Source organism: Pedobacter sp. AW31-3R (assembly GCF_052180285.1).
Classification (GTDB): Bacteria; Bacteroidota; Bacteroidia; order Sphingobacteriales; family Sphingobacteriaceae; genus Pedobacter.
Map to the genome: position 1 here is coordinate 6,472,254 of NZ_CP197475.1, position 16,069 is coordinate 6,488,322.

14 protein-coding genes are annotated in these 16,069 nt (G+C 40.3%); 7 read left to right on the forward strand and 7 right to left on the reverse strand.

What is annotated here, in order from left to right:
• From argB to ACSBL2_RS26385, 7 genes are all read right to left on the reverse strand, one after another.
• The gene (gene argB, locus ACSBL2_RS26355; RefSeq protein ID WP_442589534.1) at positions 1-789 is read right to left on the reverse strand and encodes an acetylglutamate kinase; all 789 of its coding nucleotides are present in this window, start codon (positions 787-789) and stop codon (positions 1-3) included.
• 21 nt (positions 790-810) lie between these two features.
• Positions 811-1,773, reverse strand: coding sequence for an acetylornithine carbamoyltransferase (locus ACSBL2_RS26360; RefSeq protein WP_442589535.1), 963 nt, complete (start codon positions 1,771-1,773; stop codon positions 811-813).
• Positions 1,774-1,781: 8 nt separating this feature from the next.
• Entirely contained in the window at positions 1,782-2,915 is a 1,134-nt protein-coding gene (locus ACSBL2_RS26365; protein ID WP_442589536.1) for an aspartate aminotransferase family protein, read from the reverse strand.
• A gap of 77 nt (positions 2,916-2,992) precedes the next feature.
• Positions 2,993-3,964, reverse strand: coding sequence for an N-acetyl-gamma-glutamyl-phosphate reductase (gene argC / locus ACSBL2_RS26370; RefSeq protein WP_442589537.1), 972 nt, complete (start codon positions 3,962-3,964; stop codon positions 2,993-2,995).
• Positions 3,954-5,147, reverse strand: coding sequence for an argininosuccinate synthase (gene argG / locus ACSBL2_RS26375; RefSeq protein WP_442589538.1), 1,194 nt, complete (start codon positions 5,145-5,147; stop codon positions 3,954-3,956). Before argG ends, argC begins: the two co-directional genes overlap by 11 nt.
• Before the next feature lie 117 nt (positions 5,148-5,264).
• A complete protein-coding gene (locus ACSBL2_RS26380) occupies positions 5,265-5,966 on the reverse strand; it encodes a GNAT family N-acetyltransferase (protein ID WP_442589539.1) in 702 nt (233 codons plus the stop codon).
• A 422-nt stretch (positions 5,967-6,388) separates the two neighbouring features.
• The gene (locus ACSBL2_RS26385; RefSeq protein WP_442589540.1) at positions 6,389-8,362 is read right to left on the reverse strand and encodes a carboxypeptidase-like regulatory domain-containing protein; all 1,974 of its coding nucleotides are present in this window, start codon (positions 8,360-8,362) and stop codon (positions 6,389-6,391) included.
• Positions 8,363-9,489: 1,127 nt separating this feature from the next.
• Here ACSBL2_RS26385 and ACSBL2_RS26390 point away from each other — a divergent pair.
• From ACSBL2_RS26390 to ACSBL2_RS26420, 7 genes are all read left to right on the forward strand, one after another.
• Positions 9,490-9,627, forward strand: coding sequence for a hypothetical protein (locus tag ACSBL2_RS26390; protein ID WP_442589541.1), 138 nt, complete (start codon positions 9,490-9,492; stop codon positions 9,625-9,627).
• A 33-nt stretch (positions 9,628-9,660) separates the two neighbouring features.
• On the forward strand, positions 9,661-9,801 hold the full coding sequence (locus ACSBL2_RS26395) for a hypothetical protein (RefSeq protein ID WP_442589542.1): 141 nt from the start codon (positions 9,661-9,663) through the stop codon (positions 9,799-9,801).
• An 84-nt stretch (positions 9,802-9,885) separates the two neighbouring features.
• Positions 9,886-11,064 (forward strand): HlyD family secretion protein, encoded by a 1,179-nt coding sequence (locus tag ACSBL2_RS26400; protein WP_442589543.1) that lies wholly within the window; start codon positions 9,886-9,888, stop codon positions 11,062-11,064.
• The gene (locus ACSBL2_RS26405; protein ID WP_442589544.1) at positions 11,064-13,214 is read left to right on the forward strand and encodes a peptidase domain-containing ABC transporter; all 2,151 of its coding nucleotides are present in this window, start codon (positions 11,064-11,066) and stop codon (positions 13,212-13,214) included. Before ACSBL2_RS26400 ends, ACSBL2_RS26405 begins: the two co-directional genes overlap by 1 nt.
• 82 nt (positions 13,215-13,296) lie before the next feature.
• Entirely contained in the window at positions 13,297-14,445 is a 1,149-nt protein-coding gene (locus ACSBL2_RS26410) for a M28 family metallopeptidase (RefSeq protein ID WP_442589545.1), read from the forward strand.
• 106 nt (positions 14,446-14,551) lie between these two features.
• Positions 14,552-15,634 carry an NADPH dehydrogenase NamA gene (namA, locus tag ACSBL2_RS26415; protein WP_442589546.1) on the forward strand — a complete coding sequence of 361 codons (1,083 nt, stop codon included), beginning with the start codon at positions 14,552-14,554 and terminating at the stop codon, positions 15,632-15,634.
• 120 nt (positions 15,635-15,754) lie between these two features.
• On the forward strand, positions 15,755-16,060 hold the full coding sequence (locus ACSBL2_RS26420; protein WP_442589547.1) for a YbaB/EbfC family nucleoid-associated protein: 306 nt from the start codon (positions 15,755-15,757) through the stop codon (positions 16,058-16,060).
• Positions 16,061-16,069: the final 9 nt, after the last annotated feature.

Consider the following 16,069-nt stretch of genomic DNA (forward strand, 5'->3'; position numbering starts at 1 on the left):
TTAATCGATTAATCGGGTACCAAAACCCTGTAAATTGATTTGAGGCAACTCATCTGCCTTGCCAATATAAACGGCCTTCACCCCTTGTCTGATTGCCTCAAAAGCATTGTGCAATTTAGGGATCATTCCTCCGGAAACAACGCCCTCCTGCTGTAAAGTTTCAAACTCGGTACTTTTTATTTCTGCAACAAGCGAAAGCTCATCATCTACATCACGTAGTACCCCTTTCTTCTCAAAACAGTAAACCAGGCGTGTGTCATACAGGGACGACATGGCTACCGCCACAGCAGAAGCAATGGTATCGGCATTGGTATTCAGCAATTGAGAATCCCCGTCATGCGTAATGGCACACAACACCGGAACAAGATTGCTTTTTAGCAGGCTGTCCAGCGTAGCAGAAGAAACGGAGGAAGCATCAAGGTCGCCCACAAAACCATAATCAATAGTCTTTACGGGGCGTTTAACCGCTTTAATCACATTTCCATCAGCCCCGGTAAGTCCGATTGCGTTACAGCCTTTTGCCTGCAACTGTGCCACCATATTCTTATTGATCAGGCCTGCATACACCATCGTCACCACACGCAGGGTTTCGATATCAGTAATGCGCCTTCCCTCTACCATTTTAGCTTCAACCCCCAGGGTGTTACCCAGTTCTGTTGCAATTTTCCCTCCGCCATGGATAAGGACCTTATCTCCCGGCAAAGCCGTAAAATCCAGCAAAAACTGGTGGAGTTTCTCTGAATCATCAATGACGTTACCGCCAATTTTTATTATAGTCAATTGCTTCATGCCCGGTCTGATAGGAAAAAATTAAATCTGCTGAAGCAATGCTTTAAGTACTGCCTGTGCCGCCCATAAGCGGTTTCCTGCTTCATGAATCACCAATGAGTTTGGTCCGTCAAGGATCTCAGATGACAGTTCCAGATCACGGCGTACCGGTAAACAGTGCATTACCTTTGCATCATTTGTTCCCTTCAGTTTCTCATTGTTCATCATCCATCCTTCCGGATAGGTCAGTACCTTTCCATATTCCTTAAAACTCGACCAGTTTTTCACATAGATATAGTCTGCTCCCTGCAATGCTTCCTCCAGGTGATGTGTAATGTGTGCTCCCGGAGTGAAATCTTCCGAAAGTTCATACCCTTCAGGCTGAACAATGGTAAAATCAAGCATATCCAGCTCCTGCGCCTTACACATCCACTCTGCAAATGAGTTTGGGACAGCCTGCGGCAGGGCTTTCACATGTGGTGCCCAGGCAAGAACGACCTTGGGTTTAGCTGCACCTTTCCAGGTCTCCTTAATCGTTACCAGGTCGGCCAGACTTTGCAGTGGATGCCTTGTTGCGCTTTCCAGGCTAACTACAGGAACACCGCAGTATTTAATAAATTTATTGAAAAAATCTTCATTATAATCCTCATCCCTATTCGTTAACTTAGGGAAAGAACGAAGGCCAAGGATATCACAGTACTGTCCCATTACGGCAGCCGCTTCACGGATATGTTCCACTGTCGTGCCATTCATCACCACGCCATCTTCTGTTTCCAGTGCCCAGCCTTCTTTATCCATGTTCATGACCATCACGCTCATGCCCAGGTTAATTGCAGCTTTCTGTGTACTTAAACGGGTACGCAAACTGGGGTTCAGGAAAACCAACCCCAGTGTTTTATTCTTTCCCAGTTCCTGATGTGCATAGGGATTGGCCTTAAGGGCCAATGCATCGTTAACCAATTGGCTGATGTCTTCCACATCATTTACTGAGGTGAATTGTTTCATATTTTGATTCATCCTTCTAGGGCGATTTTAAAGTTTTCAAGAAAATGATCGGCATGTGCCTTCGTGAGGTTCAATGCAGGTAACAACCTGATCACATTTGGTTTGGCCTCTCCGGTAAAAATATGTTGTTTAAATAATAGGTTCTTTTTCACGTGGCTGAGTTCTTCCGGTAATTCAATACCAATCATTAAGCCGCGTCCACGCACTTCCTTCACGACCTCAATTTTCTTCAGTTCAGCAATCAGGTAGGCACCCACTTCTGCAGCATTCTGCATCAGGTTATCCTGTTCCATCATCTCCAGTACGGCCAGTCCCGCAGCGCAGGCAAGGTGGTTTCCACCGAAAGTGGTACCCAGCATATAGTGCCATGCTTTAAACTTAGGGGATATTGAAATTCCGGCGACAGGGAATCCGTTGCCCATTCCTTTCGCCATGGTATACACATCGGCTTCTACGCCTGCATAATCATGGGAATAGAATTGCCCTGTCCTGCCATAACCACATTGAACACTATCGGCAATGTATACGGCATTATGTTCATCACAGAGTGCACGAATCAGCTGAAGGAAAGACACACTAGCCTCCCTGATCCCGCCTACCCCCTGAATACCTTCAATAATGACAGCACTGATTTCATTGCCAATTTCGGAAAAGACCTGTTTCAGCATTGCTTCATCATTAAAAGGAAGGAAAATCACATTTTCTGTTTCATTTACAGGGGCAGTAATCTTAGGGTTATCTGTTGCTGCAACGGCAAGGGATGTTCTGCCATGGAAAGCACCTTTAAAGGCAATCACCAATTTGCGGCCATTATAAAATGAAGCCAGTTTCAGGGCATTCTCATTCGCTTCCGCACCGGAATTGCATAAGAACAACTGATAGTCTGGTTTCCCGGATACTTCACCCAGTTTCTGGGCCAGTTCCACCTGCAAAGGAATTTTTACTGAGTTGGAATAGAAACCAACTTTGTTTAACTGATCAGTTAAACGTTTTACGTAATGCGGGTGCGTATGACCAATAGAGATCACCGCATGACCTCCATATAAGTCTACATACTCCTGACCAGCAGCATCCCATACAATACTGCCTTCGGCTTTCACAATTTCAATGTCATTTAAAGGGTACACGTCGAATAAATTCATTTTTATAAAGCTTTAAGCTGCCTTCCGGGCAGCATAGTGAATAAATAACAGATTTAGTGGAGGTGGGCGCAACAGACTTAAAAAGCTGTTGCTTTAAGCCGTAGTCCCTCCTGCTCGTTCAAACCAAACATTAAATTCATATTCTGTACCGCTTGTCCGCTGGCACCTTTCAACAAATTATCAATTATACTGATAATTAGCAACTTGTTCCCATGTTTTTCTACGTGAACCAGTCCTTTGTTGGTATTTACGACCTGTTTAAGATCAATATTTTTTTTGCTGACATGGGTAAATATATGGTTGGCATAATAATTCTCATACAGGTCCTGCGCTGCTGCTGCGGTCAGGTCACTTTCCACATACATTGCGGCAAGGATGCCCCTGGTAAAATCACCGCGCTGCGGAATAAAGTTCAGGGTGGTATCAAACGCAGGATCAAGCTGGAGCAGACTTTCGCCGATTTCATTCAGGTGCTGATGCTCAAAAGCTTTGTAAACGGAGAGGTTATTATTGCGCCAGCTGAAATGAGATGTTGCGGCCAGACTTTGTCCCGCACCTGTGGATCCTGTGGTGGCATTGATATGCACCTCATTCCTGATCAGTCCTTTTGCAGCCAGTGGCAGTAGGCCAAGCTGGATACAAGTGGCGAAACAACCCGGATTGGCAATTTTTCCCGCTTTGCTGATGCGTTCCCTGTTCAATTCAGGCAAACCATATACCCAATCCTGCCCGGCATTGGCTGCAAGCCTGAAATCCTGGCTCAGGTCAATGATCTTTATGGAAGAAGGTATTGGATGGGCATCCAGGAATTTCTTTGCATCGCCATGTCCCACACATAAAAACAGCACATCGATGTCATGTGACAGTTCTCCGGTAAATCGCAGGTCGGTATCCCCAAGTAAATCGGTATGCACGTCAGAAACCAGGTTCCCCTGGTTACTGGTACTGTTCACAAATGTAATTTCAACGGAAGGGTGGTTGATCAGCAGGCGTAACATTTCGCCCCCGGTATAACCCGCACCACCGATGATTCCTGCTTTAATCTTCATTGTTGTTCACTTTGTGCCAGATCATGACCTGATTACCAAATATTTTAGAGAAGCCTTTCACATCCTCACCCGACCAGGCATTATTCATTTCGCCATAGCTACCGAATTTATTGCTCATCAGGTCGTGGTCAGATTCTACCCCGATCACCTGGAAACGGTAAGGCAATAATTCTACAAACACTTTTCCACTCACTGTTTTCTGTGTATCGGCAAGAAAAGCTTCGATATTACGCATCACAGGATCATGGAACTGTCCTTCATGCAGCCAGTTGCCATAGAAAGAAGCCAGTTGCTCTTTCCAGGAAAGCTGCCATTTAGTTAATGTATGTTTTTCAAGGGTGTGGTGAGCTTTAATCATCACCATTGGTGCAGCAGCTTCAAAACCTACACGTCCTTTGATACCGATAATGGTATCACCCACATGGATATCACGGCCAATACCATAAGGCTGTGCAATTGCCTGCAGTTTCTGGATAGCCGTTACAGGGTCTAATACTTCATTGTCAATGCCTGTCAGCTCCCCTTTTTCGAAAGTAAGCGTCAGTTTACGGCTTTCTGTTGCTGTCACCTGGGTAGGCCATGCTTCTTCCGGAAGAGTTTCATGGGAAGTCAGCGTTTCCTTACCCCCTACAGATGTTCCCCAAAGGCCTTTATTGATGGAATATCTTGCTTTCTCTGCACTGTATTCCACCCCATGGTTTTTCAGGTATTCTATTTCCGCTTCGCGGGATAATTTCAGGTCCCTGATTGGTGTGATGATTTCCACATTGGGAATAATGATGTTAAAAATCATATCAAAACGCACCTGGTCGTTACCGGCACCGGTACTGCCATGTGCTACATAATCCGCACCAATCTTCTTTACATAATTAGCGATTGCTGTGGCCTGACTCACACGTTCTGCACTTACAGACAGTGGGTAGGTTGCATTTTTCAATACATTACCAAATACAAGATATTTGATGCATCCCTCATAATAGTTGGTCGTTTCATCAACCACCGCATGAGAAGCCACACCTAAAGCATAAGCACGTTTTTCTATTTCCTGAAGTTCTTCCTCAGAAAAACCACCGGTATTTACAATCACAGAATGAACTTCAAGTCCACGGTCCTGTGCAAGATAAATACAGCAAAATGAAGTATCTAAACCTCCGCTAAAAGCTAAAACTACTTTCTTTTTCATCGATTTTATATTGATTTTTAATTTAATAAAATCACCGTAATGATTTCATCAGGTGTAAAATTGTAAATAATTTTGATAAGATCTTATACTTAATAGGAATCTTATACTGAAAAGTCATTAAAAAATATGGGTAAACGAATAGATGATAGATTTCAGCTTCCTTTTACTCTCTGGTTTTGGTTTCAAAATTAGGCGTTGCTTAATGCGCATGAAACGTTCATACAGCTTCGGTTTCCGCTGTAACTCCTCCGCAAACTTTTTAGCCACATCATGTTTCTGTGTTGCAGGATCGTACAACATAGCCGTACACATACAGTTCTTGCGCTCCTTGCTTTTTAAAATTTCGAAGTTCACACAGCTCTGGCAACCTTTCCAGAATTCTTCATCCTGGGTAAGTTCAGAATAGGTTACAGGTTCATAACCAAGGCCGGAGTTGATTTTCATAACAGCAAGCCCGGTGGTCAGGCCGAATATCTTTGCTTTAGGATATTTCTGTCTCGACAGTTCAAAGATTTTCTCCTTAATGGTATGTGCCAAACCGACTTTACGGAATTTGGGGCTCACCACCAGGCCAGAGTTGGCCACAAACTGTCCGTGACTCCAGGTTTCTATATAACAGAAACCTGCCCATGAACCGTCTTTATGAAAAGCAATTACGGACTTCCCATCAGACATTTTTCCTGCTACGTACTCAGGAGATCGTTTTGCAATACCAGTACCACGTGCTTTAGCCGACTCTGCCATTTCTTCACAGATTTCTTCTGCAAAAACACGATGTTCATGAAGTGCAACCTGCACTATAAAATCGTTGATATTCATTAAAATGATAACGAAAAAATAAATAAAATATTCAGATTAATTATTTCGGAGAGACAAGGTCTCTGTGATCAGAGTTAGAAAAACTCAAATACGGGGTGTGTAATTTTGCCGACTGGTAGTGACAAAAATGATCGGCTGCAAACGTTCAATATATAAACTCCTTGCAGCAATATTTTTTGCTGTAACGATGGAAAGTTTATGTGTTGCGCTCGTGTTCATTTTTATCTACAATCCTGCTTTAAATTCATTGAGGTGTAAAGGTTTAAATAAATATTGGGATGTGCAATAAGTTTTTAATTTTTTTACAAAAAATCAGTAAAAAAAGTATCGCTGATACGATTTACCAACTGACAAATAACTGTTGAAACCAAAAGACAAAACCAGGCAATCATGGACCCTATTCGGCTCGGTATTACAGGAGACTAATGCCTAAACCTCAAATAACCACGTAAGCCTGTACGGATACTGAATTGCGTTAAAAAAGGAAATCTTGAGACCTGTTGCTGCTCCCTGCTGAAGACGGCGTTCGAAGACGACAAAGCCACCTCTTTTTCCGAAGGGAATATCTCCTGAAATAGGTTAGACGATTTTTTTGTAAATCGCAGGTCATCCTGTTGGTCCATTCTTAACAAGAGCGAGCCCTCGGCAAAAACAGTTAATACTTTATTGATGTCCAGGTTCATTCCAAAGACTGGACGAATGCCATGCTGTTTACTCATTAAATGAATCTTGAAGCCTTCCGGGAAATTTTCACCTTCGATCTGCAGACTTGAGCCAGAGAAAGTATAGTGCATCCTTTGCTTAAAAGTATTGTAGGAGTAATCGAGACCAGCCACTAATCGGACAGGCCTTTTTAGGGATTGAGAAATTATTTTTTGATACCTAATCCCCATTTCATAAATGTTGTTCTTTAAATCCCCTGTTTCTGAGACAGCCAATATCCTTAAGGAAAGATGAGCATTCAACGAATAGTCAAATCCATATCCAACTCCAATTGATAGACGACCATTTTTCAATGCATTCCTATGATCAACCCTGAGCATCCCGTCCATAGCAGTATAGCGGAAGGATACATCATACGGAATAGTCACATGGCTTATTGATGGAAAAATGAAAACAGGCTGCAGTCTATGAAAAAAATTCTTCCTCGCTGTCATCGATTCCGCCCAGCCCTTATTGTCAAGGCCCATTCCCACTTTTCGCGCAGTATCTATCAACAACTCATTTAGCCCCTTAGTCTGCCTCACAACATCATAGGATTTCCAGAATTCATCATTGTACGGGCTCGTCCTGGATGATAAAACCTCAGCAGGACTCAGTTTCTCATGATACTCAAACTTCTTCTGCCTATTCGTGTCTATACTTGTAGTAGCATATTCAGTAACATATCGAAACTTTCCGTTAGAGAGCCTTTCCTTCCCTATCGCCTGCTGCCAAATACTTTGAAGATACCATTTACCGGCAAAGGGCTGATAGTTGACTTTAAAAGCCCTGTCCGTGATTTTTGCCATTTTCAACGTATTGCCAGCCTGCGCATGCTCAGCAAAAAGCCGGAAGTCGGCTTTAACAATGGCATAAGATTCCACATCAATATACAATGTGCCCTCATACCTCGCTTTTATACGGGGTTTAAAATTGATCCTATGGACAAGTTTGCCATAATAATATGCTGTCCCAGCTTTTTCATAGCCATAATTTTTACCCTTGCCGGGATCCAAAAACTCAAATTCCTTTTTAACAATATCAAATCTGCTTGGAGTATAGGCTCCGCCATACCACTGAATAGCACTTCTTACAGGCAATAATTCATTCTTACGTAATTCTTCAATTCCTATTTCATCCTCCGAATGGTCCTTATAAGAACCTTTATTGAGGTTAATCACTGCTTCAATAACGTAATTCAACTTTTCTGCAGAATTGTCTTTTGAAGAATAATTGGTCTCTCTGTAAAACCCTTTATAAACCGTATTGCCAATTGGATAATTCATTAATTTATTGCGGTAGGCATGAAAAACGATGTCCTGAGCGGTTTCATCATGTACTTTAACCTCCTGAAGCGGAATATTCACCGGGGATAGAAGTATCTCCAATGGGCCAGCCGGGGATATTTGGCTGATTAATATTTTTTGTGTTTGATACCCTATGGAAGAGATGAGGAGCAATTCATTCTTTAAATGAGCGGGTATGCTGATGTTGAACCTCCCCTGTTCATCGGTTTTTGTTCCAACTGAGCTCTGGCTAACCGTAATGGTTACACCAGGAACCCATGTTGAATTCTCCTTGTTTACCACGATACCATGGATATCTCTGGTCTGTGCCTTCAATTCATGGGTTAAGCAAGATAAGGTCAAAAGGGAGTAGGTGATCAATCGCCAAAAAGCGCTTCCTCTATTCATTTTTTTGATGCAATCAAACGAAGTTTCAGGTTCAGGTTTCATAATTAAGAAAGTAAGTATCTAGATCCCAAATAAAATACAACACCCCAATAGCCTTATTTACCAGCAAAAGGTACTCATTTTATTAAAAAAACAATTCTAAGTGCAATTATAAATCGCAATAAATCATTAATTATATAGATTTAATAAAAAAAGAAATAATAACTATAAATCACTACCGCAAACATTGTCATATTATTTTCATTGACTCCATATGACTTTCATTTTAGCTCATCATTCATAATTCATAAAAAACAAATATAAAGATACTATTTTAATTACTTAGACAACAAACACTCTTTTATTTCAGAAAATATTTAACCACAATCAGATAATGATTCTGCTGCAGCATCGACCCAGGCCCGACCTTGCCCACACAACGCGCAATCCCGGAGTAAAGTAATAGCAGAGCACTCCTGTCCCCAAGCCGCCACCGACCAGACATAAAAGGAATAGACAGAGACACACAAATCTCTGTCCGCAAAGAAAACACTCTTTTATGAGTTAATATAAAAGTTGTTAAGTATTTTTTGAAGATTCATATAGCCACATAACCAAGACTTTAATCGTCTGTCACATGAAAAACAGCCACATGAATAAGGTTTACGAAAGCGATGTTTAAATCATCTCAGATACAGCGACCTAAATACACCTAGTCAACACATCCGGCTTTTTTTTCACCATTAAATCCTGTCATTTTTTTGGCAATCGACTTCCTTTTTATATATGCTTCTTAAAAAATTTGGATAGAGATGATACAATTTTCAACACCCTATCCAAAACTTTAGATAAAACATATATTTTCTGTAATAAAATATATAAAATCAAATATTTACACAAATTATTTCTAAAAGAAATACAAAAAACATCCACGACAGGTATGAAAAACCAAACAAACGCTTTAATAACTGTTTTTCAGTTAATTACGAAAAGACAGATCCAAACAAAATACACTCAAAGAAAATCAATAAGATTTTTTTATTTAACTTTAAAAAAACTATATTAGAAAAGTTTTTGTAATCAACAACTATAAAGGGGATACCGAAAACCTTGAAAAGAGTAGGTGAATCAATCTAATTTTAACTAATATGAACAATTTAAATCTCAAAGGAATTGGAGTCAAAGAATTGACAGACAATGAAATGGAAGAAACAAGAGGAGGATTTCTTGGAGTAATCCTAGGATTTTTGCTAGGTGGCGGGTTAGCTGCAATACTATTTGGTTAAACATTACAATTTTTAACATTAACAATTATTATCATGAAAATTACAGATTTAAAAAATTTTGGTGTTGACGAACTCACATCAAAGGAGGCAGAGGAAGTAAAGGGCGGATTTTTACCTTTTCTCATCGCATTAGTTGTAGGATTTGTAGTAACAGCATCTTATCTTCTTGACTAATTAAAGAAGCGCACCTCCCGGTGTGCTTCTTTAATTATTTGTTGCTCATGATGCAGAAATGACTTTTTATTGAAATGAAGTATAATGGATAAAAACTTCTTACCTAAAGAACTTATCGAAAATTCCTCAATAATTTACATGTATAGAGTGAGCAATAGGAGCCAATTAATTTACATCTTGATTCTCACTTTCATATCTTCAGCCCTTTTAATACTACCATTTGTCTACGTAACAATCAGTGTCACATCACCCGGGATAATACAATCGGAGAAGGAACGAATTGACCTTTTAGCGCCAGTAAGCGGCCAGGTGTCAAATTATAAAATGTTTGACAATAAGAGAATAGAGACAGGAGATACGATGATCGTCATAGATTCTTCGATACCACAAGAACAGTTGTTGGTAATGGAGAGAAAAAAGAAGCAATTAGAGGGCTTTATCAGTGATGCCAACATCCTTTTGAACACCATAAAGCTTAACAGGCTGAATAAAACTGAACCGCAGTTATCATCTAATAAATACATGGCATCTTGGCAGCAATTACTCCAGGAAACGACATCGACCAGCAATAACAATTCACAACTTACCAGGGATTTTGATAGGGCAAAAAAATTGTACACGCATAATTACATTACAGCCAGTGAATTTGAAAAGGCAAAACTCGAACTTGATCAAGCTGTTTCTGAACACTATCTAATTCTAAGGAAATACAGGGTTCAATGGGAAACAGACATAATCCAACAAACCAATGATTTAAAAGACATCAACACTAATATATTAGAATTGAAAGTAAAAAAACAACAATATCTCTTAAAAGCATCAGTCAAAGGGACATTGCAAAATTTAACGGGAATGCAGGTAGGAACATATGTATTCATCAATCAGAAACTTGCAGAGATATCGCCGGAAGGCTCATTGTACGCATTCTGTTATGTTCAGCCTAAAGATATCGGTTTGATCAAAAAAGATCAATTGACCAATTTCCAAATTGATGCATTTAATTATAATCAATGGGGATCTATTTCAGGTCGGGTTATAGATATATCAGATGACATTATACAAATTGGTGACAAGCCCTATTTCAAAGTGAAGTGTAAACTTGGCAACACCTTCCTAAAACTTCGAAACGGACACACAGAAAACATAAAAAAAGGGATGTCGTTCTCTGCCCGATTTTTTGTCGCTAAAAAAACCCTATTTCAATTATTATTTAACAATGTGGATGACTGGGCCAACCCTTCGGTTACAAAACAAAATGATTGATGATGAGAACTAAACAGCGTGATTTATCAGATTGTGGAGCGGCTTGCTTAACCTCAATAGCGTCTTTCTATAAATTACATCTTCCTGTTGCAAAGATTCGCCAGTTCGCTGGTACTAACAGATCTGGAACAAGTGTCTTAGGCTTACTCGAAGCAGCCAAAAAGATAGGATTTGATGCTAAAGGTGTCAAAGGAGATATTGAAAGTATTTTTAAAGTACCCAAACCCGTCATTGCCCATGTTGTGATAAAAAACATATTACATCATTTTGTGGTGATATACGCTATAAATAAAGAATACATTGAAATAATGGATCCTGCTGATGGACTGATGCACAAAAAAAGTCATGATGAGTTTAAAGCAATTTGGTCAGGGATTATGATTATACTTCTACCCTCTGATGAATTCGAAATGGGCAAATTTACAACTTCTGCCAAATTACGTTTTTGGAATTTACTTGTCCCTCATAAAATGATTTTAATCCAGGTTCTTATAGGCTCCTTGGTTTATACAATCTTAGGCTTATCCACCTCCATTTTTATTCAGAAGATATTTGACAATGTAATAGTTAATAACAACAGAAATCTCCTGAATTTAATGGTGGTTGGAATGTTTTTTATTCTATTCTTTCAGATAATCATAGGTGTCACCCGATCAATATTTACATTACGGACAGGCCAAATGATAGATGGCAAACTAATTCTGAGCTACTACAAACATTTGATGAAACTTCCACAGCAATTTTTTGATACAATGAGAGTTGGGGAAATCATTTCTCGGATAAACGATGCCGTAAAAATTAGGACATTCATAAATGAAGTATTTATTAACTTAATGGTGAATGTTTTCATAGTAATTTTTTCGTTTGCCCTAATGTTTACTTACTATTGGAAGTTGGCGTTAGTTACACTTGCGGTAATTCCTCTATATCTTTCCATATATCTTATTTCAAACAAACTGAACAAAAGGGTCCAAAGACAAATTATGGAGAGGTCTGCTGATCTTGAATCGCAATTAGTAGAAAGCCTAAATGCGGTTAATACGATAAAAAGTTTTAGTCTGGAGGAATTCTCAAACACCATTACAGAAACAAAATTCGTGTTTTTATTGAAATCCATTTATAAGTCTGGCCTCAATTCTTTATTTAATACCACTTCTACCGATGCCATTTCCAAAATAAGCACCATCTGTATTCTTTGGATTGGAACTACTTATGTGCTCTCAAGTGAAATATCTCCAGGAGAACTTCTTTCATTTTATACTTTAATTGGATATTTTACGGGTCCTATCACATCACTCGTTGGAATGAACAAAGTAATACAGGATGCAAATATTGCTTCAGATAGATTATTTGAGATAATGGATCTGGATATGGAAGATAAGGAGTCCAATAGAATTGAACTTTCCGTAATTGGTGACATCCGTTTTGAGAATGTTAGATTTGGATACAGCGGGAAAAGACAACTTTTTGAAAATTTAAATCTATTAATTCCAGCTGGCAAAACGACTGCAATCATCGGTGAGAGTGGATCTGGCAAGTCGACCATCAGCGCTTTAATACACAAATTATATCCATTACAAGAAGGAAACATTTACTTCGGTAATCAAAACATCAAATATATAGATAATCACTCATTGAGGAAGTTTATAGGCATAGTGCCACAGAAGGTTATACTTTTTAATGGCAATATTATAGATAATATCTGCATTGGCCAGTATGAACCAGATCTAGAGAAGGTGATCAATATTTGTACAAAACTGGGAATAATGCCCTTTATTGAAGAGCTACCTAATGGTCTTACCACTTATATTGGTGAAAATGGTACAACTTTATCGGGAGGACAAAAGCAGTTATTGGCAATCGCCAGAGTTCTATACAATGATCCTGAAGTTATTATATTTGATGAAGCCACCTCATCATTAGATTCTATGAGTGAAAAAAAAGTACAGTCAGCAATCAGCGAGTTGAAAATTCGCAATAAAACTATTATGATCATAGCACATAGACTGAGCAGCATTTTAATAGCGGATAAAATAATTGTTGTAGAGAAAGGAAAAGTAATAGAGCAGGGTGAACATGATGAATTGTACAAAAATAAAAGCCAATATTTCAATCTATGGCAACATCAAATCATTCCTGACCATTTTTAATGATCTTAATTTCTTAATTTTATATTGATTTCCCGTTTACTTTAAAAATCAATGTTTAAAACTTTATTGTTAAGCGTTCCCAATGAGAAAATTCCTGATCCCGTTGTTCTTATTAGCCACTCCAGCTTTAGCACAAGACATCTCTTCCGCAAGAAAGACATTGGAGATCCTTACTTCAAAAACCATGTGGGGAAGGGGGTATACCCAAAATGGAATGGCCAAAGCGGCCAGCTATTTATGCGAACGGTTTCAGCAAGCAGGATTACAAGCACTTTCCGGAACAGATTTCAGGCAATCCTTCAGCTACCCTGTGAATACCTTTCCCGGAAAAATGGAACTCTTCATCAATAACAAAAGGCTGGTTCCCGGAAAAGATTTCATCGTTAGCCCCTCCAGCACAGGAAAAAAAGCTTCGGGGATTTTACAACAAAAAGACAGCGTTACCTACATTTCAGCTGCAGAGCGGATCGTGGTACAGCTGGAGGACAAACTCACCTGGTCGGTCGCACAGGAGGCAGAGGATTATACCGGTCTTCAGGTCGATAAAAAAGCATTAACAGAAGTTCCCGCATCAATTCGTATAGATATAGAAAATGTAATGATTCCCCGGTTCGGGGCCAGCAATATCTGCGGAATAGTGAAAGGCACCAAACATCCGGATTCCATCCTGCTTTTTACGGCCCATTATGATCATCTGGGGGGAATGGGTGACCAAACCTTCTTTCCGGGGGCTAACGACAATGGCAGTGGTGTGTCCCTGCTGCTCAGCCTCGCCGCTTATTATGGAAAACACCCCCAACCTTACAGCATGGCCTTTATCTGTTTCGCTGGAGAAGAAGCAGGAATTCTGGGTTCCAAATACTTCACTGAACATCCGCTGATTCCGTTAGACCATATTAAATTTATGGTCAATGTGGATATGGTAGGGACAGGAGAAACAGGCATTACGGTGGTCAATTCTACCCTATACCCCGAAGCATTTGCCTTACTGAACAAAATTAACGACCAGAAAAAGTACCTGCCAAAGATCAATCCCAGGGGGAAAGCCGCCAACAGCGACCATTATTTCTTTACGGAAAAAGGGGTGCCTGCATTTTTCATTTATACGCAGGGAGGAATAGCGGCTTATCATGATATCAATGACCTGTCCAGCACCCTTCCACTCACAGAATTTGAAGATTTATACCACCTTATCCTCGATTTTAACCAAGGCTTCATGCACAGAAAATAAGACGTCCTCCCACATTTGTACGGAGGCTGTCATTTAATCACTTTGGTGACGGTTCGCTGAACAAAAATAGGCTCCTGTTGTTTTTATTTGTATAAAAAACAACGATATGTCCTTACTATTTTCACCACTTACCATAAGAAGCGTCAGCTTAAAAAACAGAATAGTTGTTTCACCGATGTGCCAGTATTCTGCTGTGGACGGATTTGCCAACGACTGGCATTTGGTTCACCTGGGTAGTCGCGCCACAGGGGGAGCCTCCCTGATCATTCAGGAAGCCACCTCGGTTTCACCGGAAGGAAGGATCTCAGCAGGTGATCTGGGCATCTGGTCAGACGAGCACATCCATTTCCTGAAACGAATCACAGATTTCATTCATCAGAATGGCGCAGTCGCAGGGATACAACTGGCACATGCCGGAAGAAAAGCAAGCTTTGATGTACCATGGAGGGGAAGTAAACAAATCACGCCTGAAGATGGTGGATGGGAAACCGTAGCCCCAAGTGCCATTGGTTTCCAGGAGGAGCATGCATTACCTACAACACTCGATAAAGCAGGTATAGAGAAAGTGAAGGCAGATTTTAGAGCAGCAACCATAAGAACTGTAGCTGCCGGCTACAAGGTAATTGAAATACATGCAGCACATGGGTATCTTTTTCACCAGTTCCTTTCACCGCTCAGCAATTTACGTACGGACGAATATGGAGGAAGTTTTGAAAACCGCAGCAGGTTACTCCTGGAGGTTATTGACCTGATACAGGAAGTATGGCCGGAAGAAAACCCTCTTTTTGTACGTATTTCAGCAACGGACTGGGCAGAAGGCGGCTGGTCACTGGAGGAGTCCATACAGCTCTCTCTATTACTCAAAGACAAAGGAATAGATTTAATCGATTGTTCTTCCGGCGGAAATGTGAGTACACAGAAGATCCCGCTGTTCCCTGGTTACCAGGTACAGTTTGCCGAAGCCGTAAAACAGGAGGTAGGTATTTTAACCGGTGCAGTAGGCTTAATTACCGATGCACACCAGAGTGAGGCCATCCTGCAGGAAGGAAAGGCCGATCTGATATTCCTGGCAAGGGAATTACTAAGAGATCCTTACTTCCCCCACCACGCGGCACATGAGCTTGAAGATGAGATCAAATGGCCCGATCAGTATGAACGTGCAAAACCCAGAAGGAAAGTCCAATCGTAACCAGGGGTGGCTTGCGGCATAAGAAATAGCCTATTATCTTATTTTTTTTGATCGCTGTAAACCATTTTCTCTTAATTTCGTTTTTTATAAAATTAAAATAACTCATTAAAAACTCAGATTATGTTCGATAAATTGATGGCTGCTCAGCAAAAAGCTGACGAGATAAAAAAACGTTTAGATACAGTTTCAGTATTCTCTGAAGTTGAAAACGGAGCAATCCGTGTAACCGCAACAGCGAACAAAACAATTACGGCAATAGAAATCAATGACGACTTCTTCAAAGGCGCGGATAAAGAAGAACTGGAAGAACTGTTGCTGACTGCAATCAATAAAGTATTGGTGCAGGCAGAGGATGTCAGTACGAATGAAATGCAGGCGGCGACGAAAGATATGCTGGGTGGTTTAGGTGGCCTGTTCGGCAGCTAGACATTCCTT

Coding starts and splice junctions, on each gene's coding strand:
- ACSBL2_RS26390 (WP_442589541.1), top strand. CDS start 9,490: ATGAACAATTTAAATCTCAAAGGAATTGGAGTCAAAGAATTGACAGAC.
- ACSBL2_RS26395 (WP_442589542.1), top strand. CDS start 9,661: ATGAAAATTACAGATTTAAAAAATTTTGGTGTTGACGAACTCACATCA.
- ACSBL2_RS26405 (WP_442589544.1), top strand. CDS start 11,064: ATGATGAGAACTAAACAGCGTGATTTATCAGATTGTGGAGCGGCTTGC.
- argB (WP_442589534.1), bottom strand. CDS start 789: ATGAAGCAATTGACTATAATAAAAATTGGCGGTAACGTCATTGATGAT.
- ACSBL2_RS26380 (WP_442589539.1), bottom strand. CDS start 5,966: ATGAATATCAACGATTTTATAGTGCAGGTTGCACTTCATGAACATCGT.
- namA (WP_442589546.1), top strand. CDS start 14,552: ATGTCCTTACTATTTTCACCACTTACCATAAGAAGCGTCAGCTTAAAA.
- ACSBL2_RS26420 (WP_442589547.1), top strand. CDS start 15,755: ATGTTCGATAAATTGATGGCTGCTCAGCAAAAAGCTGACGAGATAAAA.
- ACSBL2_RS26400 (WP_442589543.1), top strand. CDS start 9,886: ATGGATAAAAACTTCTTACCTAAAGAACTTATCGAAAATTCCTCAATA.
- ACSBL2_RS26385 (WP_442589540.1), bottom strand. CDS start 8,362: ATGAATAGAGGAAGCGCTTTTTGGCGATTGATCACCTACTCCCTTTTG.
- ACSBL2_RS26360 (WP_442589535.1), bottom strand. CDS start 1,773: ATGAAACAATTCACCTCAGTAAATGATGTGGAAGACATCAGCCAATTG.
- ACSBL2_RS26410 (WP_442589545.1), top strand. CDS start 13,297: ATGAGAAAATTCCTGATCCCGTTGTTCTTATTAGCCACTCCAGCTTTA.
- ACSBL2_RS26365 (WP_442589536.1), bottom strand. CDS start 2,915: ATGAATTTATTCGACGTGTACCCTTTAAATGACATTGAAATTGTGAAA.
- argC (WP_442589537.1), bottom strand. CDS start 3,964: ATGAAGATTAAAGCAGGAATCATCGGTGGTGCGGGTTATACCGGGGGC.
- argG (WP_442589538.1), bottom strand. CDS start 5,147: ATGAAAAAGAAAGTAGTTTTAGCTTTTAGCGGAGGTTTAGATACTTCA.